We start from the raw sequence: 19,204 nt of genomic DNA, 5'->3' as shown, positions 1-19,204 counted from the left end.
CTGCTCGCCGGGCCACTGAATGGCTGACGATCTTTCATCCCTTGATCCACCCCCTCAAAAATGACACCACAACAGGTCGTAGGTTTGGCTTGCCGTCTTTTCTCGATCTGGCTGGCCGTTTCGGCGTTCCAGGCATACGCCATCGCACAGGCATTGAAGTCAAGCGGGCCCGGCGCGCCGACATGGGTGCCCTACCTGATCGCAGGCGTGTACCTCTTGGCAGCCTTAGTGAGCTGGTGCCTGCCGATGTCAATCGCCCAGCGGATTCTTCCGCGCACTGCGGGCCAGGAACGAATGACGTTGCCCATCCTTCAGGTCGTTCCGGTTGCGTGCATCGCTCTCGGTCTCGTGGTCATCGCGTTTCGCGGGCTGATGCCTGTCGCAAGCTATTTGTCGCTGTGCGCTCTCTGGATTGCAAGCGGGCAGCCGCTGACGACCATGGATGACTGGCGGCACGTTGATGGCTTGGTAGGCGTGCTGCAATTGGCCGTGGGATGTCTGCTGGTCTTCAAGGCGCGAGCCCTCAGCACCTTCATCCTTGCAGTGAACGGGTTGGTAGACCGCGAAGATCGACCATCGGAAGTGCAAGAAGAGACGCCCACTTGAGGGTTCACAGACTCGCGCCCTAGGCCCGGAACCAGATCCTGAGCGTCACATACATCGCATAGCCCAGGGCCAGCACGCACCACGCCAAGAAGAACATGTTGGCCCAGTACTCGCTCGCATGAGCCGCCAGGGCGTAGACCTGCCCCCCGCACCCCTTGCCGACACAGGGCACCTCGCCTCGAACCAGGGCACGCAGCATGGCGAAGAAGAGATAGCACGCCACGCCGGCGGCCATCAGGAACCCGACAGGCCCCACGATGCCCTGGGTGAGTTCGCCCTTCTCGTCGCGGTACCCCTTGCTCAGCAGGTTCTGTCCGAACCTGTACCAGGCGTATCCGAGCAGGAGCATCAGGGTGTAGTAGACGAAGTTGCGCATGTCCTCGTGTCGTCAGGCGATAGCGGGAAGGGCCGGCACGGATCGTATCCGGCCCGGGCCCCCTACCGCGCGCCGGCCACGATGGCGATGCCGCGGATCTGCCCTGCGCCGGACGCGTCCGCCGGCTTCGCGTAGCGCGACGGCGCAAAGCGGTGCAGCAGCTCGGCCTCGCGGGTGCGCGCTGCGTCCAGGTTCGCCAGCTTCACATGGCCGAAGCCGCGCACCGACAGCGGCAGGGCCGCGATGCGTGCGGCGGTCGGCTGGTTGCCGGGCGTCAACTCGGCGGCCATCTCCTGCAGCAGGCGGTCGAAGTGATCGATCAATGCGCGCTCGGTCCGGCGCTCCGCCGTGTGGCCGAACAGGTCGAATGGCGTACCGCGCAGGCGCTTGCCGTGGGCCAGCCATTTCATCGCCGGCAGCATCCAGCCGCCCAGGCGCACCTTGGCCGGTGCCTGCCCGTGCGCGGGACGCGAGAGCAGCGGCGGGGCCATATGGAACTCGAGCTTCAGGTCGCCTTCGAACTGGTCCTTCAGCTTCTGCAGGAACGCGCCGTCGGTGTACAGGCGCGCGACCTCGTACTCGTCCTTGTAGCTCATGAGCTTCAGCAGGCTGCGCGCCGCGTTGCGCGTGAAGGGCAGGCTCGCGTCGCCGCCTGGCAGTGCGGACTCGGCGACCTGCAGCGCGCGGATGCGCTTGTCGAAGCGCTGCGCCCATGCGGCGTTCTGATAGCCGGTGAGGTGGCGATGCGCATCGGCTAGCAGCGCTTCCAGCGGGCGATCGTCGGACTGGTGCATCGCGGCCTCGACCGGTGCCGCGCGCAACTGGTCGAGCGCCTCCGGGTTGCCAGCCGCCAACCGCCCCAGCGAGAACGCCGATTGGTTGGCCGCCACGGCCACGCCGTTGAGCTCGATCGCATGCATGAGCGCCTCCAGGCTCAGCGGCACCAGGCCGCGCTGCCACGCATAGCCGGTCGCGACGATGTTCGCGGCCAGCGTGTCGCCCAGGAACTCTTCCGCCAGGCTCTGCGCATCGAAGGTCTCGACCTGTTCTTCACCCGCGACAAAACGCATCTTCTCCAGCAGCAGGTCCACATGCAGGTCGGCATCGGGGTTGCGCAGCGACTCGGCCACCGGAATCTCGTGAATGTTCGCCAGCACGCGCGTGCGCCCGTGCCGCACGGTCTGCAGTGCGTCGGCCGAAGCGCCCACCACCACGTCGCACGCCAGGATGGCATCGGCCTGCTGCGTGTCGATGCGCACCTGGTTCAGGCGCTCGGGCGTGTCGGCCAGCCGCACGAAGCTCAGCACCGAGCCGCCCTTCTGCGCGAAGCCCATGAAATCGAGCACGCTGGCCGACTTGCCTTCCAGGTGCGCTGCCATCGCAATGACCGCGCCCACCGTCACCACGCCGGTGCCGCCCACGCCGGTCACCAGCAGGTCGTAGGGGCCAGTCCATGCATGCGGCGCGGGATGCGACAGCGCCGCCACGCGGTGCAGGAAGGCGTCGCGCCCGGCCGCCAGCGCACCGCTCTTGCGGCGCAGCTTGCCGCCGGTGACGCCCACGAAGCTGGGGCAGAAGCCCTTGGCGCAGGAGTAGTCCTTGTTGCAGCTGGTCTGGTCGATCTTGCGCTTGCGGCCCATCGGCGTTTCGTGCGGCAGCACGGCCACGCAGTTGCTCTGCACGGTGCAGTCGCCGCAGCCTTCGCACACGGCCTCGTTGATGAAGAGGCGCTTGGGCGGATCGGCCAGCTCGCCCTTCTTGCGACGGCGGCGCTTCTCGGCGGCGCAGGTCTGCTCGTAGATGAGCACGGTCACGCCGGGCATCTCGCGCAGGCGGCGCTGCACCTCGTCGAGCGCGGCGCGGTCGTGGAACTCGGTGCCCGCCGGGAAGCGGTTCTTGATGGCGTCGTACTGGTGGATGGCGTCGCTCACGACCACCACCTTCGTCACGCCTTCCGACTCCACCTGCCGCGCGATCGCGTCCACGCTGATGACGCCGTCGACCGGCTGGCCGCCGGTCATCGCGACCGCGTCGTTGAACAGGATCTTGTAGGTGAGCGTGGCCTTGGCCGCCACCGCCTGGCGGATCGCGAGGTAGCCCGAGTGGTAGTAAGTGCCGTCGCCCAGGTTCTGGAACACGTGCGGCGTCTTGGTGAACATGGCGTGCGAGATCCAGTCGACGCCCTCCCCGCCCATCTGAATCAGGCCCGCCGTGCTGCGGTCCATCCAGTTGGCCATGAAGTGGCAGCCGATGCCCGCACGAGCGGTCGATCCCTCGGGCACCTTGGTGCTGGTGTTGTGCGGGCAACCGGCGCAGAAGTACGGCAGGCGCTTCACGGCATCGCTCGCGTTGCCCAGCAGCTCGGGCGGCGTGAAGTCGCGCACATGCTGCAGGTGATCGCCCAGATCGTGGTTCTCGGGGAAGTGCACGGCCAGCCAGTGCGCGACCAGTTCGATGAGGCGCGAAGGCCGCAGTTCGCCGAGTGCCGACACCAGCGGCTGGCCGGCGCGGTCGTGCTTGCCCACGAGCACGGGGCGCGCATCGGGCGGCGCGTTGTAGAAGATGTCGCGCAGCTGCGTCTCGACCACCGCGCCCTTCTCTTCCACGATGAGGATCTCGTCGAGCCCGCGCGCGAATTCCTTGATGCGTGTCTGCTCCACCGGAAAACTCAGGCCGATTTTGTACAGCCGCACACCGGCGCGCGCGAGCTGTTCAGGCGAAAGCTCCAGGCGGCGCAGCACTTCCATCAGGTCGTGGTGCGCCTTGCCGCAGGTGACGATGCCCACCTTGGCGTGCGGGCTCACGATGACGTGGCGGTCGATGCTGTTGCGCTGCGTGAACGCGGCCACGGCGGTGAGCTTGTCTTCCAGCCGCGACTCGATGCGCAGCGACGGCAGGTCGGGCCAACGGTAGTGCAGGCCGTCGGGCGGTGCGGCGTGGCCGGTGGCGGCGCGCACGGTCTCGGCGTCTTCCCAGGCGGCCACGCGCGCGTTCACCGCATCGAGGTCCACGGTGCCCGCGCTCTCGACGATTTCGGACAGCGCCGCCATGCCGACCCACGCGCCCGAATAGCGCGACAGCTCGTAGCCGTACAGGCCGAACTCCAGGTACTCGGCCACGCTGGCGGGCTGCATCACGGGCATGCGCCAAGCCATGAAGGCGTGGTCGCTCTGGTGCGGCATCGACGACGACACGCAGCCGTGATCGTCGCCCGCCACCACCAGCACGCCGCCGCGCGGCGACGAGCCATACGCGTTGCCGTGCTTGAGCGCATCGCCCGCGCGGTCCACGCCGGGGCCCTTGCCGTACCACATGGCATACACGCCATCGACGGTGCGCTCGGGGTCGGACTCCACGCGCTGCGTGCCCAGCACTTGCGTGGCGGCAAGCTCCTCGTTCACGGCGGGCACGAAGCGGATGCCGGTCTTCTTGAAACGTTCGCCGGCCTTCCAGATGGCCTGGTCGACCATGCCGAGCGGCGAGCCGCGGTAGCCGCTGATGAAGCCCTGCGTGTGCAAACCGCGTGCCGCATCGCGCTGGCCCTGCATCGCCAGGATGCGGATCAGCGCCTGCGTGCCGGTGATGAAGACCGAGCCGGTGTCGGCCCAGAGGTTGTCGGAAAGCTGGTAGTCGGGCCGTCTGAGTGCGGCCGCTTGGCGTGGGGCGTTCATGCCCGGAATTGTTCTGCCGCCCCCCAAGTAAGTGTTTCTTCAATACACTGGCGCAGACCCTTGTTTGAAGAAGAATCCTCTCGAAAACCACGATGAACGCCGGTTCTATTTCTCTTGACGAGCATTGCCTCAAGATTCTTTCTGCACTGCAGCATGACGGCCGGCAGACCGTGCAGCAGATTTCCGAGGCCGTCGGCCTGTCGCCCACGCCCTGCTGGAAGCGCATCAAGGACATGGAGGCCGCCGGCGTCATCCGCGGCTACACCGCACTCGTCGACCCCGAGCAGGTGGGCCTGCACGTGTCGGCCGTGGCCGAGGTGAACCTCGACCGGCACAGCGAGGCGATGGTGCAACGCTTCGAAGAAGCCGTGGCCGCGAGTCCGCAGATCATTCGCTGCGTGTCGGCCACCGGGCCCGCGGACTACATCCTCAACGTGACCGTGCCGGACATGAAGCACTACGAGCGCTTCCTGCACGAAGTGCTCTTCAGCCTGCCCGGCGTGACACACGTGCGTTCGAGCATCGTGCTGCGCGAGATCAAATCAGAGACCGCGCTGCCGCTCAGTCATCTGCTGGATGCGAAGGCCGGCCTGGCAGGTACGCGACGGACGTAGAGACAGCCCGAAACCGGGCACCGGACCTATTCCGCGTCGAACAGCCCCGGCTTCTTGAGTTCGGCAAACTTGGCCGCCATCGTCGGGTTGCCGCGCGTGAGCTTCTTGATCGTCACGTCCTGCGCCTTGTCGTTCGCCAGCCGCAGGTTCCGGTCGGTTCCCATCAGGGCATCCTTCGTCTTCTGCAGGTGGTCGATCGACTTGTCGATCTCCGCGATCGCCTTCTGGAAATGCCCGTGGGCCAGGTCGTAGTTCCTGCCGAAAGCGGCCTTGAAGGTCTCCAGCTCGGTCTCGAACTTCGTGATGTCGATGTTCTGCGCCCTGACCAGCGCCAGCTCCGACTTGTACTTGAGCGAGTTCATCGCCGCATTGCGCAGCAGCGTGATGATGGGCAGGAAGAACTGCGGCCGCACGACATACATCTTCGGGTAACGATGGAACACATCGACGATGCCGGCGTTGTAGAGCTCGTTGTCGGGTTCGAGCAGCGAGACCAGCACCGCATACTCGCAACCCTTCTCGGTGCGGTCCTTGTCGAGTTCCTTCAGGAAATCCTCGTTCTTGTTCTTCGTCGCGGTGCGATCGTTCTCGTTCTTCATCTCGAACATGATCGAGACGATCTCGGTGCCCGCCTCGTCCGTGTCGCGAAAGATGTAGTCGCCCTTGCTGCCGGTGCGCGCGTCGTTGTCCTTCTCGAAATAGGCCCGCGGAAACGCCATCGACCGGATGCGATTGAACTCGGTCTCGCAGTGCTGCTCCAGGGTCTCGCCCACCATCTTGGTCGAGAGGCGCGCCTTCATGTCCCGCAGGCGCTCGATCGCGTCGTCGCGGTCCTTGATCTGCGTCTCGTACTTGTCCTTGAGTGACTTCTCGGCCAGTTGCTTCTCGAGCTCCGTGCGTTCGAGACCGCTCTTCAGCTGGTCCCGCTCTTTCTCGACAGTGCTGACCGCCTCGGCAATCGCGAGCTTTTTCGCCACTTCGATCGCATCGAGCCTAGCCTTCAGCTCTTGGATCTCCGCATCCTTCGCAGCGGCACCCCGTTGCAGTTCGCCCACGTGCCTCGCCTCTGCGAGTTCTTCCGCCGCCTGTTTGTCCTGCTTCGCTTTTTCCAGCGCGTTCGCGAGCGCATCGCGCTCCCTTTCCACGGCGCTCAAAGCTTCGCTCACCGCGAGTTTCCGCGCGACATCGCCGGCCTCGAGCTTCGCCTTGAGTTCCTGAATCTCGCCGTCCTTGGCTGCCGCAGCCTTCTGCAGTTCGCCGGCGGCTTTTGCCTGAGCGAGTTCGACGGCGTTGCGCTTGTCCCGCTCGGCCAGTTCGAGCCGCTCGTGCAACTGCTTCTCGAAATCGCCGTCGCGAACCTGCTTCAGGATGTCCGCGTAGCCGGCCTCGTCGATCTTGAATGCCTTGCCACAGTGTGGGCAGATGATTTCATGCATGGTGGGTGACCTTCGGGCTCACGTGAGACTTTCAATTGATTTGTAGCTGTATCGCGCGGGCACGGCCCGCGTCTGGCTGGATTCTCCAGCAACCCTTCCCCTGCGAACTGCGCGACGCCCACATAGACTGTCCGCATGTCCCAACCCACCTCCGCCTTCGGCGACGCGTCCGCCACCAATAACTACGCCGACAAGACCGCCCGCCTGGTGCCAGGTCTGCACGACCTGCAGACGATGGCGCGATTGCTGGTCGCCGAGCAGGCCCCGGACGCCGCGAACGTCCTGGTGATCGGCGCCGGCGGCGGGATGGAATTGAAGGCACTCGCGCAGGCGCATCCCCTGTGGCGCTTTGTCGGTGTCGATCCGTCGAAGCCCATGCTCGACCTTGCCGTGGCGACCCTCGGCGCGCTCGGTGGGCGGGTCGTGCTGCACCACGGCTACACCGACACGTCACCCGAAGGCCCCTTCGACGCGGCGACCTGTCTGTTGACGATGCACTTCCTGACGCTCGATGAACGAAAGTCGACGTTGATGGAAATTCGTCGCCGCCTGAAGCCCGGCGCGCCGTTCGTCATGGCGCATCTCAGCTTTCCCCAGGCGGATGGCGAGCGGGACCTGTGGCTCTCGCGATATGTCGCTTTCGCGGTGGCTTCAGGTGTCGATCCGGACAACGCACGCAAGGCGGCTTCCGCGATCGGGGCGACGCTGTCGCTGCTGAGCCCGGCGCAGGAAGAGGAACTGCTGAAAGAAGCCGGCTTTGCGAATGTGCGCCTGTTCTATGCCGGCCTGGCTTTCAGGGGCTGGGTGGCGCAAGCGGCCTGACACCGCGCCGGCAGCTCAGAACTGCTGCGTCACCAGCACCAAGACTCCGGCCAGCGATATGGCGGCGCCTACAAATTTCCTGAAATTCTTCAACAACATCTTGCGCGCTCCATCAGTGAGATCAGTGAAGCTAGATGGTGCACCGCTTGCGGGCGCAGCGGGTTTGGCAATCCCGATGGCGGAGATAGCCAAACTTCAACCGCGCAATGAACAAGATCAGCTCGGTCGCGTGCCCGCAGACCCGGTCAGCGAAAGGCGCTCGCGGGCGAACTGGCTGGCTCGCAGCCGCACGCGCGCAAGTGCTGCGTCTTGCGAAGGTTGCTGCATGAAGACGAGAACGCCGCGCTTGTGCCCGCCCAGGCTGAGTTCGGCAACGCCGGCATAGCCGCCGCCGGCGGTTTGCGTGATATCGATCTTGCTGGACCAACCGTCGGGCAGTTCGACGAAAAGATGTTGCTGTGGGGCGCTCATGACGGAGTGAAGCTTAGGGCTACTGCCGTCGTCACTCCAGGAAATAGTTCCTAGGTATTAGCATTTAATTTCTTTTAATAACAATTTCACGCAGACCGACAAAAGTAAACGCCATGTGTAAACAACAACATGACTTTAGGCACTCGGAGCGACATGCCGTGCCGTCTAGGATGGAGCGGCCGTGATCCGTCTCCCCCTTTCCGCGCATCCTCCTGATCGGCCTGCCACGGCAGTCGATGCCGTCCGACCCGCCTCCCCTGCAGCCGCCGCATGAAGGACGAGACCTACACAGAAGAGCACCTCTACACCGTCGAAGTGGAGGGAAGGAACGTCACGGTGCGTGACGTGATGGTGGCGGCATTCACCTACCGCATCAAACTCGAGGAACTGCTCGGTTCCTCTCGACAGGTCGCGCATTGCTACCGGCTCTGGCGCCGGCTCGAGCAGCTCGACGAGCCGCCCATGACGCGCCTGGACATCAAGTACGCCACCGCCTGGCGCGACGCGCACCAGATGGCCTGGCAGGCCGCACACGTGTTTCTCACCGATCCGCACACCAAGACTTTCGTGCTCCGGCTCGCCCATCCCTGAGCACGCAAGAGCACCCGCTCACTGAATGAGGGCCGTCAGCGCATGTGCGCCAGGTCACGGATGTCGGCGCGCAGCGCGACGCGGTCCGCACCCGGCATCGGCAGGTTGACCAGCAGTTCCAGCCGGCGCCTCAGCGAATACAGCAACTGGACCGCGCCGTGCACCGCGTCCTGTGCGCCGCTGCTGTCGGCCACCACGTCGGGATAGGCCCACAGGGCCGCATCAGGCTGGCCGGGCCAGCGCGGTTGCAGTGGTTCGAGCGACGGGTCCAGCGTGATGACGAAATCCGCCCGGGGCGACCCGACGCGCGCGAACACGTCCCAACTGCGCGGCGGCGACGTGGGCAGTGCGATGCCGGCGCCGCCCAATGCCTCGACAGCCGCGGGATGCACATCCGCCGCGAGCCGCCCCGGCTGGCCGCACGAACGCGCCGCGAAACGCTTCGAATCCAGGTGGGCCAGACAGGCCTCGGCCAACACGCTGCGCAGTGAATTGCGCCGGGAGACAAAGACGACTTCGATCCGTTGTTGCATGGTCGAAAAACTATAGCCACGCGGTGTGGCAGGTGTGTGCAGGGGCCGCGCGACCCTCTTGCTGACGCCTGTTTACCTCTGTCCCGCGAGCACCGCAAATAAGTGTAAACATTGGTAAACCTTGGAGGGTGGATCGGCGTTGGAACCGCATGTGGACATCCGACCCCTCCCTTGTTGTTCTTGCCTTCCTGGTCGGTCTTGCCGCGGGCGTGACGCTCATGAGCATGTTGGCAGTCCTGCGTTCCGACCAGGACATGCCGCCCGCCGAGCGCACCCGGCTGTAAGGCAGACCGCAGGCCAATGCCCGCCGGCACGCGCCGGCCGGTTCAAGCGGGCGCGCTTGTTCAGTCAAAACCCGGATTGCTCGATCAGCACCGAGGTCGCCGCATTGATCCAGCGGCGCGCCAGGCTCTCGCGGGTGCCTTCGAAATGCGCGCGAACCTCGCGCACCACGTCCACCGGCGTGTCGTCCTCGCCCTCCACCGTCACACGAAACCAGGCTTCGGCTGGCCGCAGGTCTTTCTTCTGCGCGGTCGGATTGAGCGCGATCGGGCCGCCATGGTCCTGTGCCAGCAAGAGATGCGGCAGCCGGCGCACCGGGCTGTTGTCGATGGCGCGCACCTGCCCTTCGAGCTTGCGCGTGCGGCCCTTCACGATGATCACCGCGCGGCTGCCTGCCGCCAGCCGCTGGCGGTCGTGCTCGGGCACCAGCGCTTCCACACGCCAGCGCCGACCGTCGACCACCATTGCCATCAGCTGCGACGGCGCGACCCAGGTGCCTGACTGCAGCAGCGGATCGACGTCGCGCATCGTGCCGCCATGCGCCGCCACCAGCCGCAAACGCAGCAGCTCGGCATCGCGCGCGCGCCGCTCGGTGTCCCAGCGGCTGGCCTGCTGCTCGGCCAGCACCTGCTGCGCCGCCGGACGTTCTTCCAGGCCCATGGCGCCACGCGCCGCGCGCGCGTAGGCGCTGGACATCACACGCGCCTTCTCGCGCTCTTCGGACTGGCCGGGTGCCTCGAGCGTGACCAGCGACTGGCCCGCCGCCACGGCCACGCCGTCACTGGCTTCCATGGCCGCCATCCGCGCCGCGTACGGAGAGAACACGGGCTGCTCGACACCGGCCCGGATCACGCCCGGGGCCGAGATGCCGCCGTGCCACGGCACCAGCAACACCGCCGCGCCGAGCGCGAGCAGCAGCGCCGCCGCGATGCGTCGCCCGGGCCGGATCTCGTCACGCCGCGCATGCCACACGCGCAACTCGGCCATCACCGGGCGCACCACGAAGACGCCCATCTCGACCATGAAAAGGAACACGCCCAGCGCCTTGAAGAAGGCGTGATACACGATGACCGCGATGCCGATGAACAGCACCAGCCGATACAGCCACGTGGCAAATGCGAACGCGATCAGGAAGCGGCGAAAACCCGGCGTCAGCGTTTCGGGCGACGGGTCGTTGAAGCCCAGCAGCCAGCGACGCAGCGCGCGCTTGGCCTGCTGGCCGGCACGCTCGTGCAGGCCCGGAAAGTCGAGCGCATCGGTCAGCATGTAGTAGCCGTCGAAGCGCATGAAGGGGCTGGCGTTCACCGCCAGGGTCAACACCCAGGCCGTGGTCGCCAGGAAGAACAGCGCGTTGCGCAGGTCACCGTCGGGCATGAAGGCCCACAGCAGGGTCGACCACGCGGCCAGCACCAGCTCCGCGCAGATGCCGGCCGACGCGATGGCCAATCGGTGCCGCGAGCGGGCGAGCTTCCAGCTCTCGCCGGTGTCGGTGTAGGCCATCGGCCACATGACCAGCAGCGCGACGCCCATGTGCCCCACCCGCACGCCGTGGCGCGTGGACATGAGCGCGTGCCCCATCTCGTGCAGCAGCTTCGACACGATGAGCGCACCCGCAAAGCCCAGCACGCCTTCCCAGCTGATGGCGCCGCGCAGGTTGGCCGCGACTGTGTCCCACTGCCGCGCCGCCAGCAGCACGCCGGCACCGGCGGCCAGCACGGTCAATGCGACGAACCAGCGGCTGTAGAGCCAGCCAACCCAGGGCAGCAGCTTCTCGAGAAGGCGCGCCGGCCGCACCAGCGGAATGCGCACGAACAGGTAGTTGTTGAGCAGCCAGCGCCAGGCCGGCATCGGCGGCTTGCGGCGCACCGTGCGCAGCAGTTGGTGCTGTTCGAGAAAGCCCTGGAAACGCGCCACGTCGTCGGCATCGGGCGCCAGCGTGGTGTCGCGCGCGATCTCTTGTGCGATGCGCGCGGCATCGGCCATGTCCCAGCGCAGGAGGATCTCGAACTCGAGCCAACCGATGCGAAAGAACAGGTTGCGCACCGGATCGCACACGTGCCAGGCCGGCGAGCCATCGCGGTTGGCGCCGGTCGGATGGATCTGCAGTTCCTCGCGCAATGCCGGCCACGGCGGTGGCGATGTGGCGCCGCCGCCCGCAGGGGCACCACGGCCCAGCGCGGTCGCACCGCTCAGCATCCGCACCACTCCCGCGCCGCTGCGAAAGGCCGGCGGAACAGCAGATAACCGAGCACGGTCCACTCGCCCGACACGCGCGCCGTGCCGCGCAGGCCGATGCGCGCCACGCTCGACGGCTCGCTCAGGTGCCCGCGCAGCTGGTAGCTGGCCACGCCGTTGGGCGCCTCGATCGCCTGGTAGCCGGCGTAGTCGAGTTGCGCCGACACGGGGTCCAGCGGTGCCACGCGCAGGAACAGCGTCATGGGCGCACCCGGAGCGAGGTTCACCGCTTCGCTCACCGGCGCCCAGGCCTGCACGCCGAGCGCCGCCGGGTCAGCCAACAGCCCGACGCGCTCGCCGGTCTGCACCGGACGGCCGGCCCAGTCGTCGGGGTCGGAGTAGACGAACACGCCCTTGGCCGGTGCCTTGATCTGCAGCTGCGCCACTTCGCGCTGCAGCGCATTCACCTCCACCTCGCGCTCGCGCAGCTTGCCCTCGGCCAGGCTCAGCTCGGCCTTGGCCGACTGCGACTCGATGGCCCGTTGCGAGGCCTGGTGCAACTCCAGCCGGGCGGTCGAGAGCGCCGCGCGCGCCACGGCCAGACGGTTGTCCAGCGTGGTGTCGTCGAGTTCGGCGATGGTCTGGTCGGCTTCTACCGGCGTGTTGGGCGGCACGGTCATGCGCCGGATCACGCCGTCGCGCGGCGAGGCGATCACCTGGCTGCGGGTGGAGATCACTTCCGCCTGCAGCAGCGCGTACTCGCGCACCGGCACCAGCAGGGCGAGCGGCAGCAGCGCCAGCGCCCAGCGCAGCGGCTTGCGCGCCCACAGCTCGCGCAGCATGGTGCCCAGCGACCGGCGCCGCCCGGTTAGCGCCCACCAGGCGTGGCCGTACATCGCAGCGGCCTGCAGCAGCAGGAACTCGGGCGCCTTGGCGTCGAACTCGGTGGGCCACGGCGCCTCGCGCGCCAGGAACAGTGCGGCGCGCGAGCGGCCCTCGGGATCGGCCATGGGCAGCACCCACACCTGGTCAGGCAGCCAGTCGGCCCACGACGCGGCGAGCGCGGGCGGCAGCATGCCGGGCGACAGCGCCAGCACGCGCGCAACCGCCGGCAGTTCGTCCAGCCGCGGCTTCAGGTGGTCGGCCACCGCCGCCAGCCACAGCGCATAGGGCGAGTCGGACTCCACGTCCGCCAGCCCCGAATGCGCCACCAGCCGCGTGCGACGTGCGCCGAAGAAGCCGACCAGCGCGGCCTGCCGATACGGTGCGATCGCGTGGGTCTCGTTGCAGATCAGAAAGGCCAGGTCGGCCGGCCGCTGCGCCGCGCGCACCTTCGCGGCCAGGGCGTGGAACGCGAGATCGGTCACGAAGAAGAGGCCCCGCGTGCGGTGCTGCTCATCCCTTGCTGGCCGGCGCGCGCACCTGGCCGCTCATGCCCGGCAGCACCTGGCCAACCCCGTCGCCCACGAGTTCGGCCTCGATCTCGATGGTCTGGCTCACGGCATCCACGCGGCCCGACACACGCGTGACCTTCAGCGCCACGACACCGCCGGTCTCGTCGACCGCACCTTCCAGTCGCTGGCCGGTCTTCAGCCAGGCCAACCATTGCGAGGGCACGTTCATGCGTGCTTTGAGCGGCCCGTTGCCGACCAGCTCGACCACCGGTGCGCCGGGGTTCACGCCCTGCCCCACCTTCACATGCACGCGCGCCACCTTGCCGGCGAACGGCGCCACGAAATTGCACTGCGCGATCTGCGCATCGAAGATGCGGACTTGGCTCTGCGCCTTGTTCACGTTGGCCGCGGCCAGCTCGACCTCGATCTCGGCCGCCGACTGCAGGCCCTGCAGCTTCAGCTTGCCCACGTACTGCACCTTGGCCGCTTCATGCTCGGCGCGCGCGGCCGCGCGCCGCGCCTGGATCTCGTCGCACTCGTAGGACGCCAGCACCTGGCCGGCGCGCACCGTGTCGCCGAGGCTGACCGGCACCTTCGCGAAGCGACCCGGCGCCGACGCCGAGAGCACGCTTTCCTGCGCGGCCACGACGAGAAAACGCACTGGCGCGGCGTTGCCCGGCGCACTGCGCGGCGGGGCCGCGGCAGGCGCAGGCTGTGCGCCCGCCTGCATCGCACCGCCCAGGGCGCAAGACAGGAGAACGATGGCGCGAAGAACGGTGTGGCGCGATGGCTTCATCAGGTGCTCGTTCACGTTCACTTCTGCGTCACCGTGGCCCCCGTGCGCGCCAGGCGGCGCACATCCGAGATCACCGACAGCGTCGCCGCCTCGGCGAAGGCGCTCATGGCGCTTTCCGTCGTCACGGCCGGCACGTAGCTGGTGTAGTTCTGCGTCAGCAGCTGCCGCCCGCCCGGCTCGGCCAGCGTGAGCCGCCACTGCGCGCGCGTGGTGCCGCGCACCTGCGGCACGTTGCGCTGGAAGGCCAGCGTGAGCACCAGCGCGTCGCCCGAAGCCGACGACACCAGCTCGTTGCGCGTGACGATGCGCTCCACCGCCGCGCGCACCGCCGCTTCGCTCACGCCCGGCGGCAGGTCGCGCACGCGCACGCTCACCGGCCGGTTCTTCGTCTGGATCAGGGCCGCCTCGAGGAACACCGACTTCTCGCCTTCGGCCATGCTCTGCTCGATGGCCTGCGCGACGGTCTTGATGTCGGTGCTGGCGACGGTGGCCGGCAGCAGGTCGACGCCGACCGAGTTGAGCACCCGGCCGTACGAAGTCTGCGTGGCGGCATAGGCCGTGGCGAGCTGGAAGCGCGACACCAGCGCGCGCGAATCGACGCGCAGCGCCTCGAGTTCGCTCTCCATCTGGTTGCTGGCGCCGGCCCTGGCCACGCTGGACAGGCGCTGGTCGACGCGGCTCGATTCGGCCGCCAGTTCCTGGTCGACCACCGCCAGCTTGTAGCGCTCGGCCGACACGCGCACCTGCGTGATCACCGCCATGGTCAACGCCAGGCGCCGGGCCTCGTCGGTCTTCTTGCGTGCGTCGTTGGTGCGGTTGATCGCCGGGATCGCGGCCAGCCGGAACAGGTCCATCGACAGGCTCACGCCCGCGTCGCTCCAGTTGTTGTTGTAGAGGAAGGAGTTGGAGTCGTAGCGCGCCCCGGCGTACAGGTTCAGGCTTGGGAACAGCGAGGCGATCTGCTTCTTGGTTTCGGCGATGCCGATGCGCGCCTTGTAGTCTTCCTCGCGCAGCTCGGCGCGGTTCTCCAGCGCGGCGATCTCCAGCTTGTCGATGTCCAGCGTGACCGGTGCGCGGCCGTCCTGCGGCCCTTCGACCAGCGTGAAATCGACACCCGGCGGCAGGCTCATGAGCGCCGCCAGTTCGCGCTTGGCGAACTGCATCTCCTGGCGCTTGGCGTTGACCAGCGACATCGCGTCGAGCAGCGCGCGCTGGTAGGCCAGCCCCTGCGCGGGCGGCAACACGCCGGCGCGCTCGGCTTCGCGCGACTTCTTCAGCGCGTCCTCGATGCGAACGGCCAGGCGGTCGGCGTCGCCGATCAGCTGCTGCGCGCCGATCGCACGCCAGTAGGCGCTGCGCACGTCTTGCGCGATGTTCTGCAGGATCTTGCGGCGGCGCTCTTCCGAGATGTTGACCTCGTCGGCCGCCTGCTTGGCGCGGAAGTAGCTGATGCCGAAGTCCAGCGCGTTCCACGACAGCGTGGCGCGGCCGTAGTAGTGCGAGCGCTGCTCCGAGGTCGAGGGCCGCAGGCTCACCACGCGGTCCTCGATGCCGATGCTGGTGCCGCCCGAATCGTTGCTGCGGTCGTTGTAGCCGGCGTCGGCCACCAGCTTGGGCAGCATGTCGGCCGCCGACACATCGAGCAGGCCGCGCGCCAGGGCCGACTCCATCAGCTTGAGGCGGTAGTCGGCGTTGTACTTCAGCGCGCGCGCCAGCACCTCGGAATAAGTCATGGGCGTGGCGACCGCCGCCTGGTCCTTGTAGAGCTGCTTCTGGTCGTTGCGCACGCGCACGACGATGTCTTCACGCGTGAGCTGGACCGGGGTCATGCTGCAACCCGCGAGCATGAGCGCAGCCGCGGCGGCGGTCCATGACAGGGGGGTGCGGAGCGTCGATGCGATCGGTTGTTGGATGTCGGTCATGGTGCTCGATGAATGGAAGGGTTTCGGGAGGTTCCGGAAGGCTTCTGGCGTCGATCAACTGGAGGGAACGCGCACGGTGGGTGTGGCACGCTGCGAATGCTTCATTGCGTCGCGCACGGTCCCGCGCTCCGCGGCTGCCGCAGCCACGCGGCTGGAGAACGAGCGCGCCGGTTCGGCCGCGGCAGCGGCCGAACCGGCCTGTGCGGCTCCGGTGGACGAATGCGGCGCCTCGGCGCGCGGCACCACGATGCGCGCGCCGTCGCGCGGCTGCGGTGGTGCCTCGCGGGCCTGCGGCGACGGCTCCTGCGGTACCGAGAAGCTGTCGAAGTCGCCGAAGAGCGGGCTCGCGCCGTCGACCAGCTTGCCCGCCGTGACACCGCGCAGCGCGAGCGTCTGCTCCACGTCGCGCACCATGCGCAGCGAGAACGCCACGCCATCTCGGCTCACGTGATCGGCGTAGTCCACACCCTGCGGTTCACCCCACAGGTCGGTGGGCCGGTCCTCGCCGAAGATGCGGTCGCCGCCCAGCGCGCGCGCGGCGATGGCGCCCGACAGCGTCTGGCTCAGGCGCTGCGACTCCTGCACCGCCACCTGCACGTACAGTGCGGGCGTCACCGACTGGTCGATGCGGCGGCTGGTGTCGCCGAAACCGGCCGGGAACACCTGGTCGCCGGCCAGCGGCCGATGCTGTGAGGTGCCGCGGATGGTGATGGTCAGCTTCGCCGTGCTGGTGCTGCCGTCGGCGTCGGTGATGACGTAATCGAACACCTCGGTCAGCGTCTGCCCTTCGCCCAGCGAGGCGACGCGCACATTGCTCGCATTCACCGAGTAGCTGTAGCTGCCGTCGGCGTTCAGGCGCAGATTGCCGTAGCGGCCGGCGAGCGCGCTGCCGATGATGCCGGCCTGCCCTTCGAAGGAGACACCGGTCACCGGCGTGGCCGTGCCGTCGGCGCCCAGGCGGTCCGCCACGTCGCCCGCGCCCATGCCCGCGCCGCCGAAGACGTTGCCGCTCACCGAGGCATTCGGGCGCTCGGTGCCGATGCTGGTGGTGTCGTCTCGCGCCGTGGGCACATCGTCGAGGATCAACACACGCAGCGTGCCCTGCGCGGCGTCGCCGTCGCGGTCGGTCACGACCAGCGCGATGTCGTCGGTCACCTCGCCGGTGCCGTGGGTCTGCGCGGTGCCGAGCGTGTAGGTGTAGCGCACGGTGCCCGTCGCGACGTCGAAGCCGGTGAGCACGATCGAGCCCTTGTCGGTGACGACGGTGATCGGCTGCGTCCCCAGGGTCGTGAGCTGGGCCAGCGTCACCACCGTGCCATGCACCGTGATGCTGCCGATGCCGTCGGGCGCGGCGATGACGAAGCTGCCCGACACGATCTCGCTTGCATTGGATGCGTCGTTCAGTCCGCGCTCGCTGACCGTGGCCTGGCCGGTGGTGCCCGCGCCGTTGTTGTCGTCCACGACGAGCGAGGGGCCGTCATTGGCACCGTGGATCGTGATGGTCAACGTCGCCGTCGAGGTGTCGCCGTCCGCGTCGGTGATGGTGTAGGTCACCTGCTCGGTCAGCGTGTCGCCCACGATCAGCGCTTGCACCCGCGCATCGGCGTTGTTCAGCGTGTAGGTGTAGGTGCCGTCCGCGTTCAGCACGATGCTGCCGTAGGTCGTGGTGATCGACGCGCCCACGGTGCCCGGCGCACCACCGAAGCTCACGCCCGTCACCGGCACGCCGTTGCCGTTGTCCGCGCCGTCGCGGTCGTTCGCCTTCACGCTGCCCGACACAGTGTTCGGAGTCGCGTCCTCGGTGATGGCGGCACTGTCGTCGGTGGCCGTCGGCGTGTCGTTAATGATCAGGACGCGCAGCGTGCCGTCGGCCACGTCGCCGTCGCGATCGGTCACGCGCAGGGCGATGTCCTCGGTCACCGCGCCCAGGCTGTGGTTCTGCGTCACGGCCAGCGTGTAGTTGTAGCTGACCGTGCCGGCAACCACCAAGCCGTTGGGCAGCACCGTACCCGTGAAGCCCGTCAGGCTGATCTGGCCGTACGGCGTGGTGATCACGATCGGCGCGCCCGGGCTCAGGCCCTGCAGCTGCGCCAGCGTCACCACCGTGCCACCGACGCTGACGCTCCCGATGCCATCGGGCGACGTGACGGTGAAAGTGCCGGGGGCCGTTTCACTCGTGTCGCTGATGCTGGTCAACCCCGCTTCAAACACAGTGATCTGGCCTGCGGACGATCCGTTGTTGTCGTTGCTCACGACACCCGGCACGTCGTTGGCGCCGTGGATGGTGATCGTCAGCGTCGAGGTCGAGGTGTCGCCGTCCGCATCGGTGATCGTGTAGGTCACCTGCTCGGTCAGCGTGTCGCCCACGATCAGCGCCTGCACGCGCGGATCGGCGTTGTTCAGCGTGTAGGTGTAGGTGCCATCCGCGTTCAGAACGATGCTGCCGTAGGTCGTCGTGATCGACGAACCCACCGTACCTGCCGCACCGCCGAAGCTCACGCCCGTCACCGGCACGTTGTTGCCGTTGTCCGCGCCGTCTCGGTCGTTCGTCTTCACGCTGCCAGACACCGTGTTCGGCGTCCCGTCTTCGGTGATGGCGTTGCTGTCGGCATTCGCCGTCGGCGTGTCGTTGATGATCAGCACCGTCAGCGTGCCGTTGGCCACATCGCCGTCGCGGTCCGTCACCGTCAGCGCGATCGCCTCGGTCACCTCGCCTGCGCTATGGTTTTGCGCTGCGCCCAAGGTGAAGCTGTAGCTCACCGTGCCTGCAGTCACTACGCCATTCGGTAGCGTCGTCCCCGTGAAGCCTGTCAGTGTCAGTTGGCCGCTCGGTGTGTTGATGACCAGCGGCGAACCCGGGCTCAGGCCCTGCAACTGCGCCAGCGTGATCGTCGTGCCACCCACGTTGATGCTCGCCACACCGTCCGGCGAGGTGATCGCGAAAGTGCCTGCCACCGTCTCGCTTGTATCGCCTGCGCTAGTCAGGCCGGCTTCGTACACGGTCACTTGCCCGGTCGCCGCGCCATTGCCGTCGTTCACAGTCACGCCCGGTGTGTCGTTCGCGCCGTTGATGGTGATCGTCAGCGTCGAGGTCGAGGTGTCGCCGTCCGCGTCAGTGATGGTGTAGGTCACCACCTCTGTCAGCGTCTCACCCACCGTCAGCGCCTGCACGCGTGGGTCGGCGTTGTTCAGCGTGTAGGTGTACGTTCCATCGGCGTTCAGCACGATGCTGCCGTAGGTCGTGGTGATCGACGAACCCACCGTGCCTGCGGCACCGCCGAAGCTCACGCCCGTCACCGGCACGCTGTTGCCGTTGTCCGCGCCGTCGCGGTCGTTCGTCTTCACGCTGCCCGACACCGTGTTCGGCGTGCCGTCCTCGGTGATGGCGTTGCTGTCGGCATTCGCCGTCGGCGTGTCGTTGATGATCAGCACCGTCAGCGTGCCGTTGGCCACATCGCCGTCGCGGTCTGTCACCGTCAGTGCGATCGCCTCGGTCACTTCGGCGCCCCCGCTGT

General features: G+C 67.5%; 15 protein-coding genes. 5 read left to right on the top strand and 10 right to left on the bottom strand.

Annotated features, from left to right (window positions below; genetic code table 11):
- Positions 1-60 precede the first annotated feature (60 nt).
- The gene (locus D3H34_RS09280) at positions 61-606 is read left to right on the top strand and encodes a hypothetical protein (protein ID WP_205736701.1); all 546 of its coding nucleotides are present in this window, start codon (positions 61-63) and stop codon (positions 604-606) included.
- A 19-nt stretch (positions 607-625) separates the two neighbouring features.
- On the opposite strand, the gene D3H34_RS09275 is transcribed toward D3H34_RS09280, so the two are convergent.
- A complete protein-coding gene (locus D3H34_RS09275) occupies positions 626-982 on the bottom strand; it encodes a hypothetical protein (protein WP_119553165.1) in 357 nt (118 codons plus the stop codon).
- A 62-nt stretch (positions 983-1,044) separates the two neighbouring features.
- Positions 1,045-4,653 carry an indolepyruvate ferredoxin oxidoreductase family protein gene (locus tag D3H34_RS09270; protein ID WP_119553164.1) on the bottom strand — a complete coding sequence of 1,203 codons (3,609 nt, stop codon included), beginning with the start codon at positions 4,651-4,653 and terminating at the stop codon, positions 1,045-1,047.
- A gap of 92 nt (positions 4,654-4,745) precedes the next feature.
- On the opposite strand from D3H34_RS09270, the gene D3H34_RS09265 reads away from it, so the two are divergent.
- Positions 4,746-5,267 (top strand): Lrp/AsnC family transcriptional regulator, encoded by a 522-nt coding sequence (locus tag D3H34_RS09265; protein ID WP_119553163.1) that lies wholly within the window; start codon positions 4,746-4,748, stop codon positions 5,265-5,267.
- A 26-nt stretch (positions 5,268-5,293) separates the two neighbouring features.
- On the opposite strand, the gene D3H34_RS09260 is transcribed toward D3H34_RS09265, so the two are convergent.
- Positions 5,294-6,703 (bottom strand): DUF2130 domain-containing protein, encoded by a 1,410-nt coding sequence (locus D3H34_RS09260; RefSeq protein ID WP_119553162.1) that lies wholly within the window; start codon positions 6,701-6,703, stop codon positions 5,294-5,296.
- A 135-nt stretch (positions 6,704-6,838) separates the two neighbouring features.
- Here D3H34_RS09260 and D3H34_RS09255 point away from each other — a divergent pair, with 135 nt between their 5' ends.
- A complete protein-coding gene (locus D3H34_RS09255) occupies positions 6,839-7,525 on the top strand; it encodes a class I SAM-dependent methyltransferase (protein ID WP_119553161.1) in 687 nt (228 codons plus the stop codon).
- A 216-nt stretch (positions 7,526-7,741) separates the two neighbouring features.
- Here the strand turns inward: D3H34_RS09255 and D3H34_RS09250 are convergent, their stop codons facing one another.
- Entirely contained in the window at positions 7,742-7,996 is a 255-nt protein-coding gene (locus D3H34_RS09250; protein WP_119553160.1) for a hypothetical protein, read from the bottom strand.
- Positions 7,997-8,266: 270 nt separating this feature from the next.
- On the opposite strand from D3H34_RS09250, the gene D3H34_RS09245 reads away from it, so the two are divergent.
- Positions 8,267-8,587 (top strand): hypothetical protein, encoded by a 321-nt coding sequence (locus tag D3H34_RS09245; protein WP_119553159.1) that lies wholly within the window; start codon positions 8,267-8,269, stop codon positions 8,585-8,587.
- Between the two features lie 35 nt (positions 8,588-8,622).
- Here the strand turns inward: D3H34_RS09245 and D3H34_RS09240 are convergent, their stop codons facing one another.
- Positions 8,623-9,120, bottom strand: a complete 498-nt coding sequence (locus tag D3H34_RS09240) for an arsenate-mycothiol transferase ArsC (RefSeq protein ID WP_119553158.1) — start codon at positions 9,118-9,120, stop codon at positions 8,623-8,625.
- Positions 9,121-9,269: 149 nt separating this feature from the next.
- Between D3H34_RS09240 and D3H34_RS34645 the strand changes: the two genes are divergently transcribed.
- Positions 9,270-9,404, top strand: coding sequence for a hypothetical protein (locus D3H34_RS34645; protein ID WP_286185572.1), 135 nt, complete (start codon positions 9,270-9,272; stop codon positions 9,402-9,404).
- A 64-nt stretch (positions 9,405-9,468) separates the two neighbouring features.
- Here the strand turns inward: D3H34_RS34645 and D3H34_RS09235 are convergent, their stop codons facing one another.
- The 5 genes from D3H34_RS09235 to D3H34_RS09215 form a co-directional block, all read right to left on the bottom strand.
- Positions 9,469-11,598 carry a site-2 protease family protein gene (locus tag D3H34_RS09235; protein WP_119553157.1) on the bottom strand — a complete coding sequence of 710 codons (2,130 nt, stop codon included), beginning with the start codon at positions 11,596-11,598 and terminating at the stop codon, positions 9,469-9,471.
- Positions 11,592-12,944, bottom strand: coding sequence for an efflux RND transporter periplasmic adaptor subunit (locus D3H34_RS09230; RefSeq protein WP_119553156.1), 1,353 nt, complete (start codon positions 12,942-12,944; stop codon positions 11,592-11,594). The genes D3H34_RS09235 and D3H34_RS09230 overlap by 7 nt, the downstream gene beginning before the upstream one ends.
- Positions 12,945-12,972: 28 nt before the next feature.
- Entirely contained in the window at positions 12,973-13,767 is a 795-nt protein-coding gene (locus D3H34_RS09225) for an efflux RND transporter periplasmic adaptor subunit (protein ID WP_147400413.1), read from the bottom strand.
- Positions 13,768-13,784: 17 nt separating this feature from the next.
- A complete protein-coding gene (locus tag D3H34_RS09220; protein WP_119553154.1) occupies positions 13,785-15,689 on the bottom strand; it encodes a TolC family protein in 1,905 nt (634 codons plus the stop codon).
- A 54-nt stretch (positions 15,690-15,743) separates the two neighbouring features.
- The coding region (locus D3H34_RS09215; protein WP_205736700.1) for a beta strand repeat-containing protein at positions 15,744-19,204 on the bottom strand (3,461 nt) is incomplete at its 5' end.

Source organism: Acidovorax cavernicola, from assembly GCF_003581445.1.
Note: the sequence above shows the minus strand (reverse complement) of the source record. Positions and strands in the feature narration are given on the sequence as shown.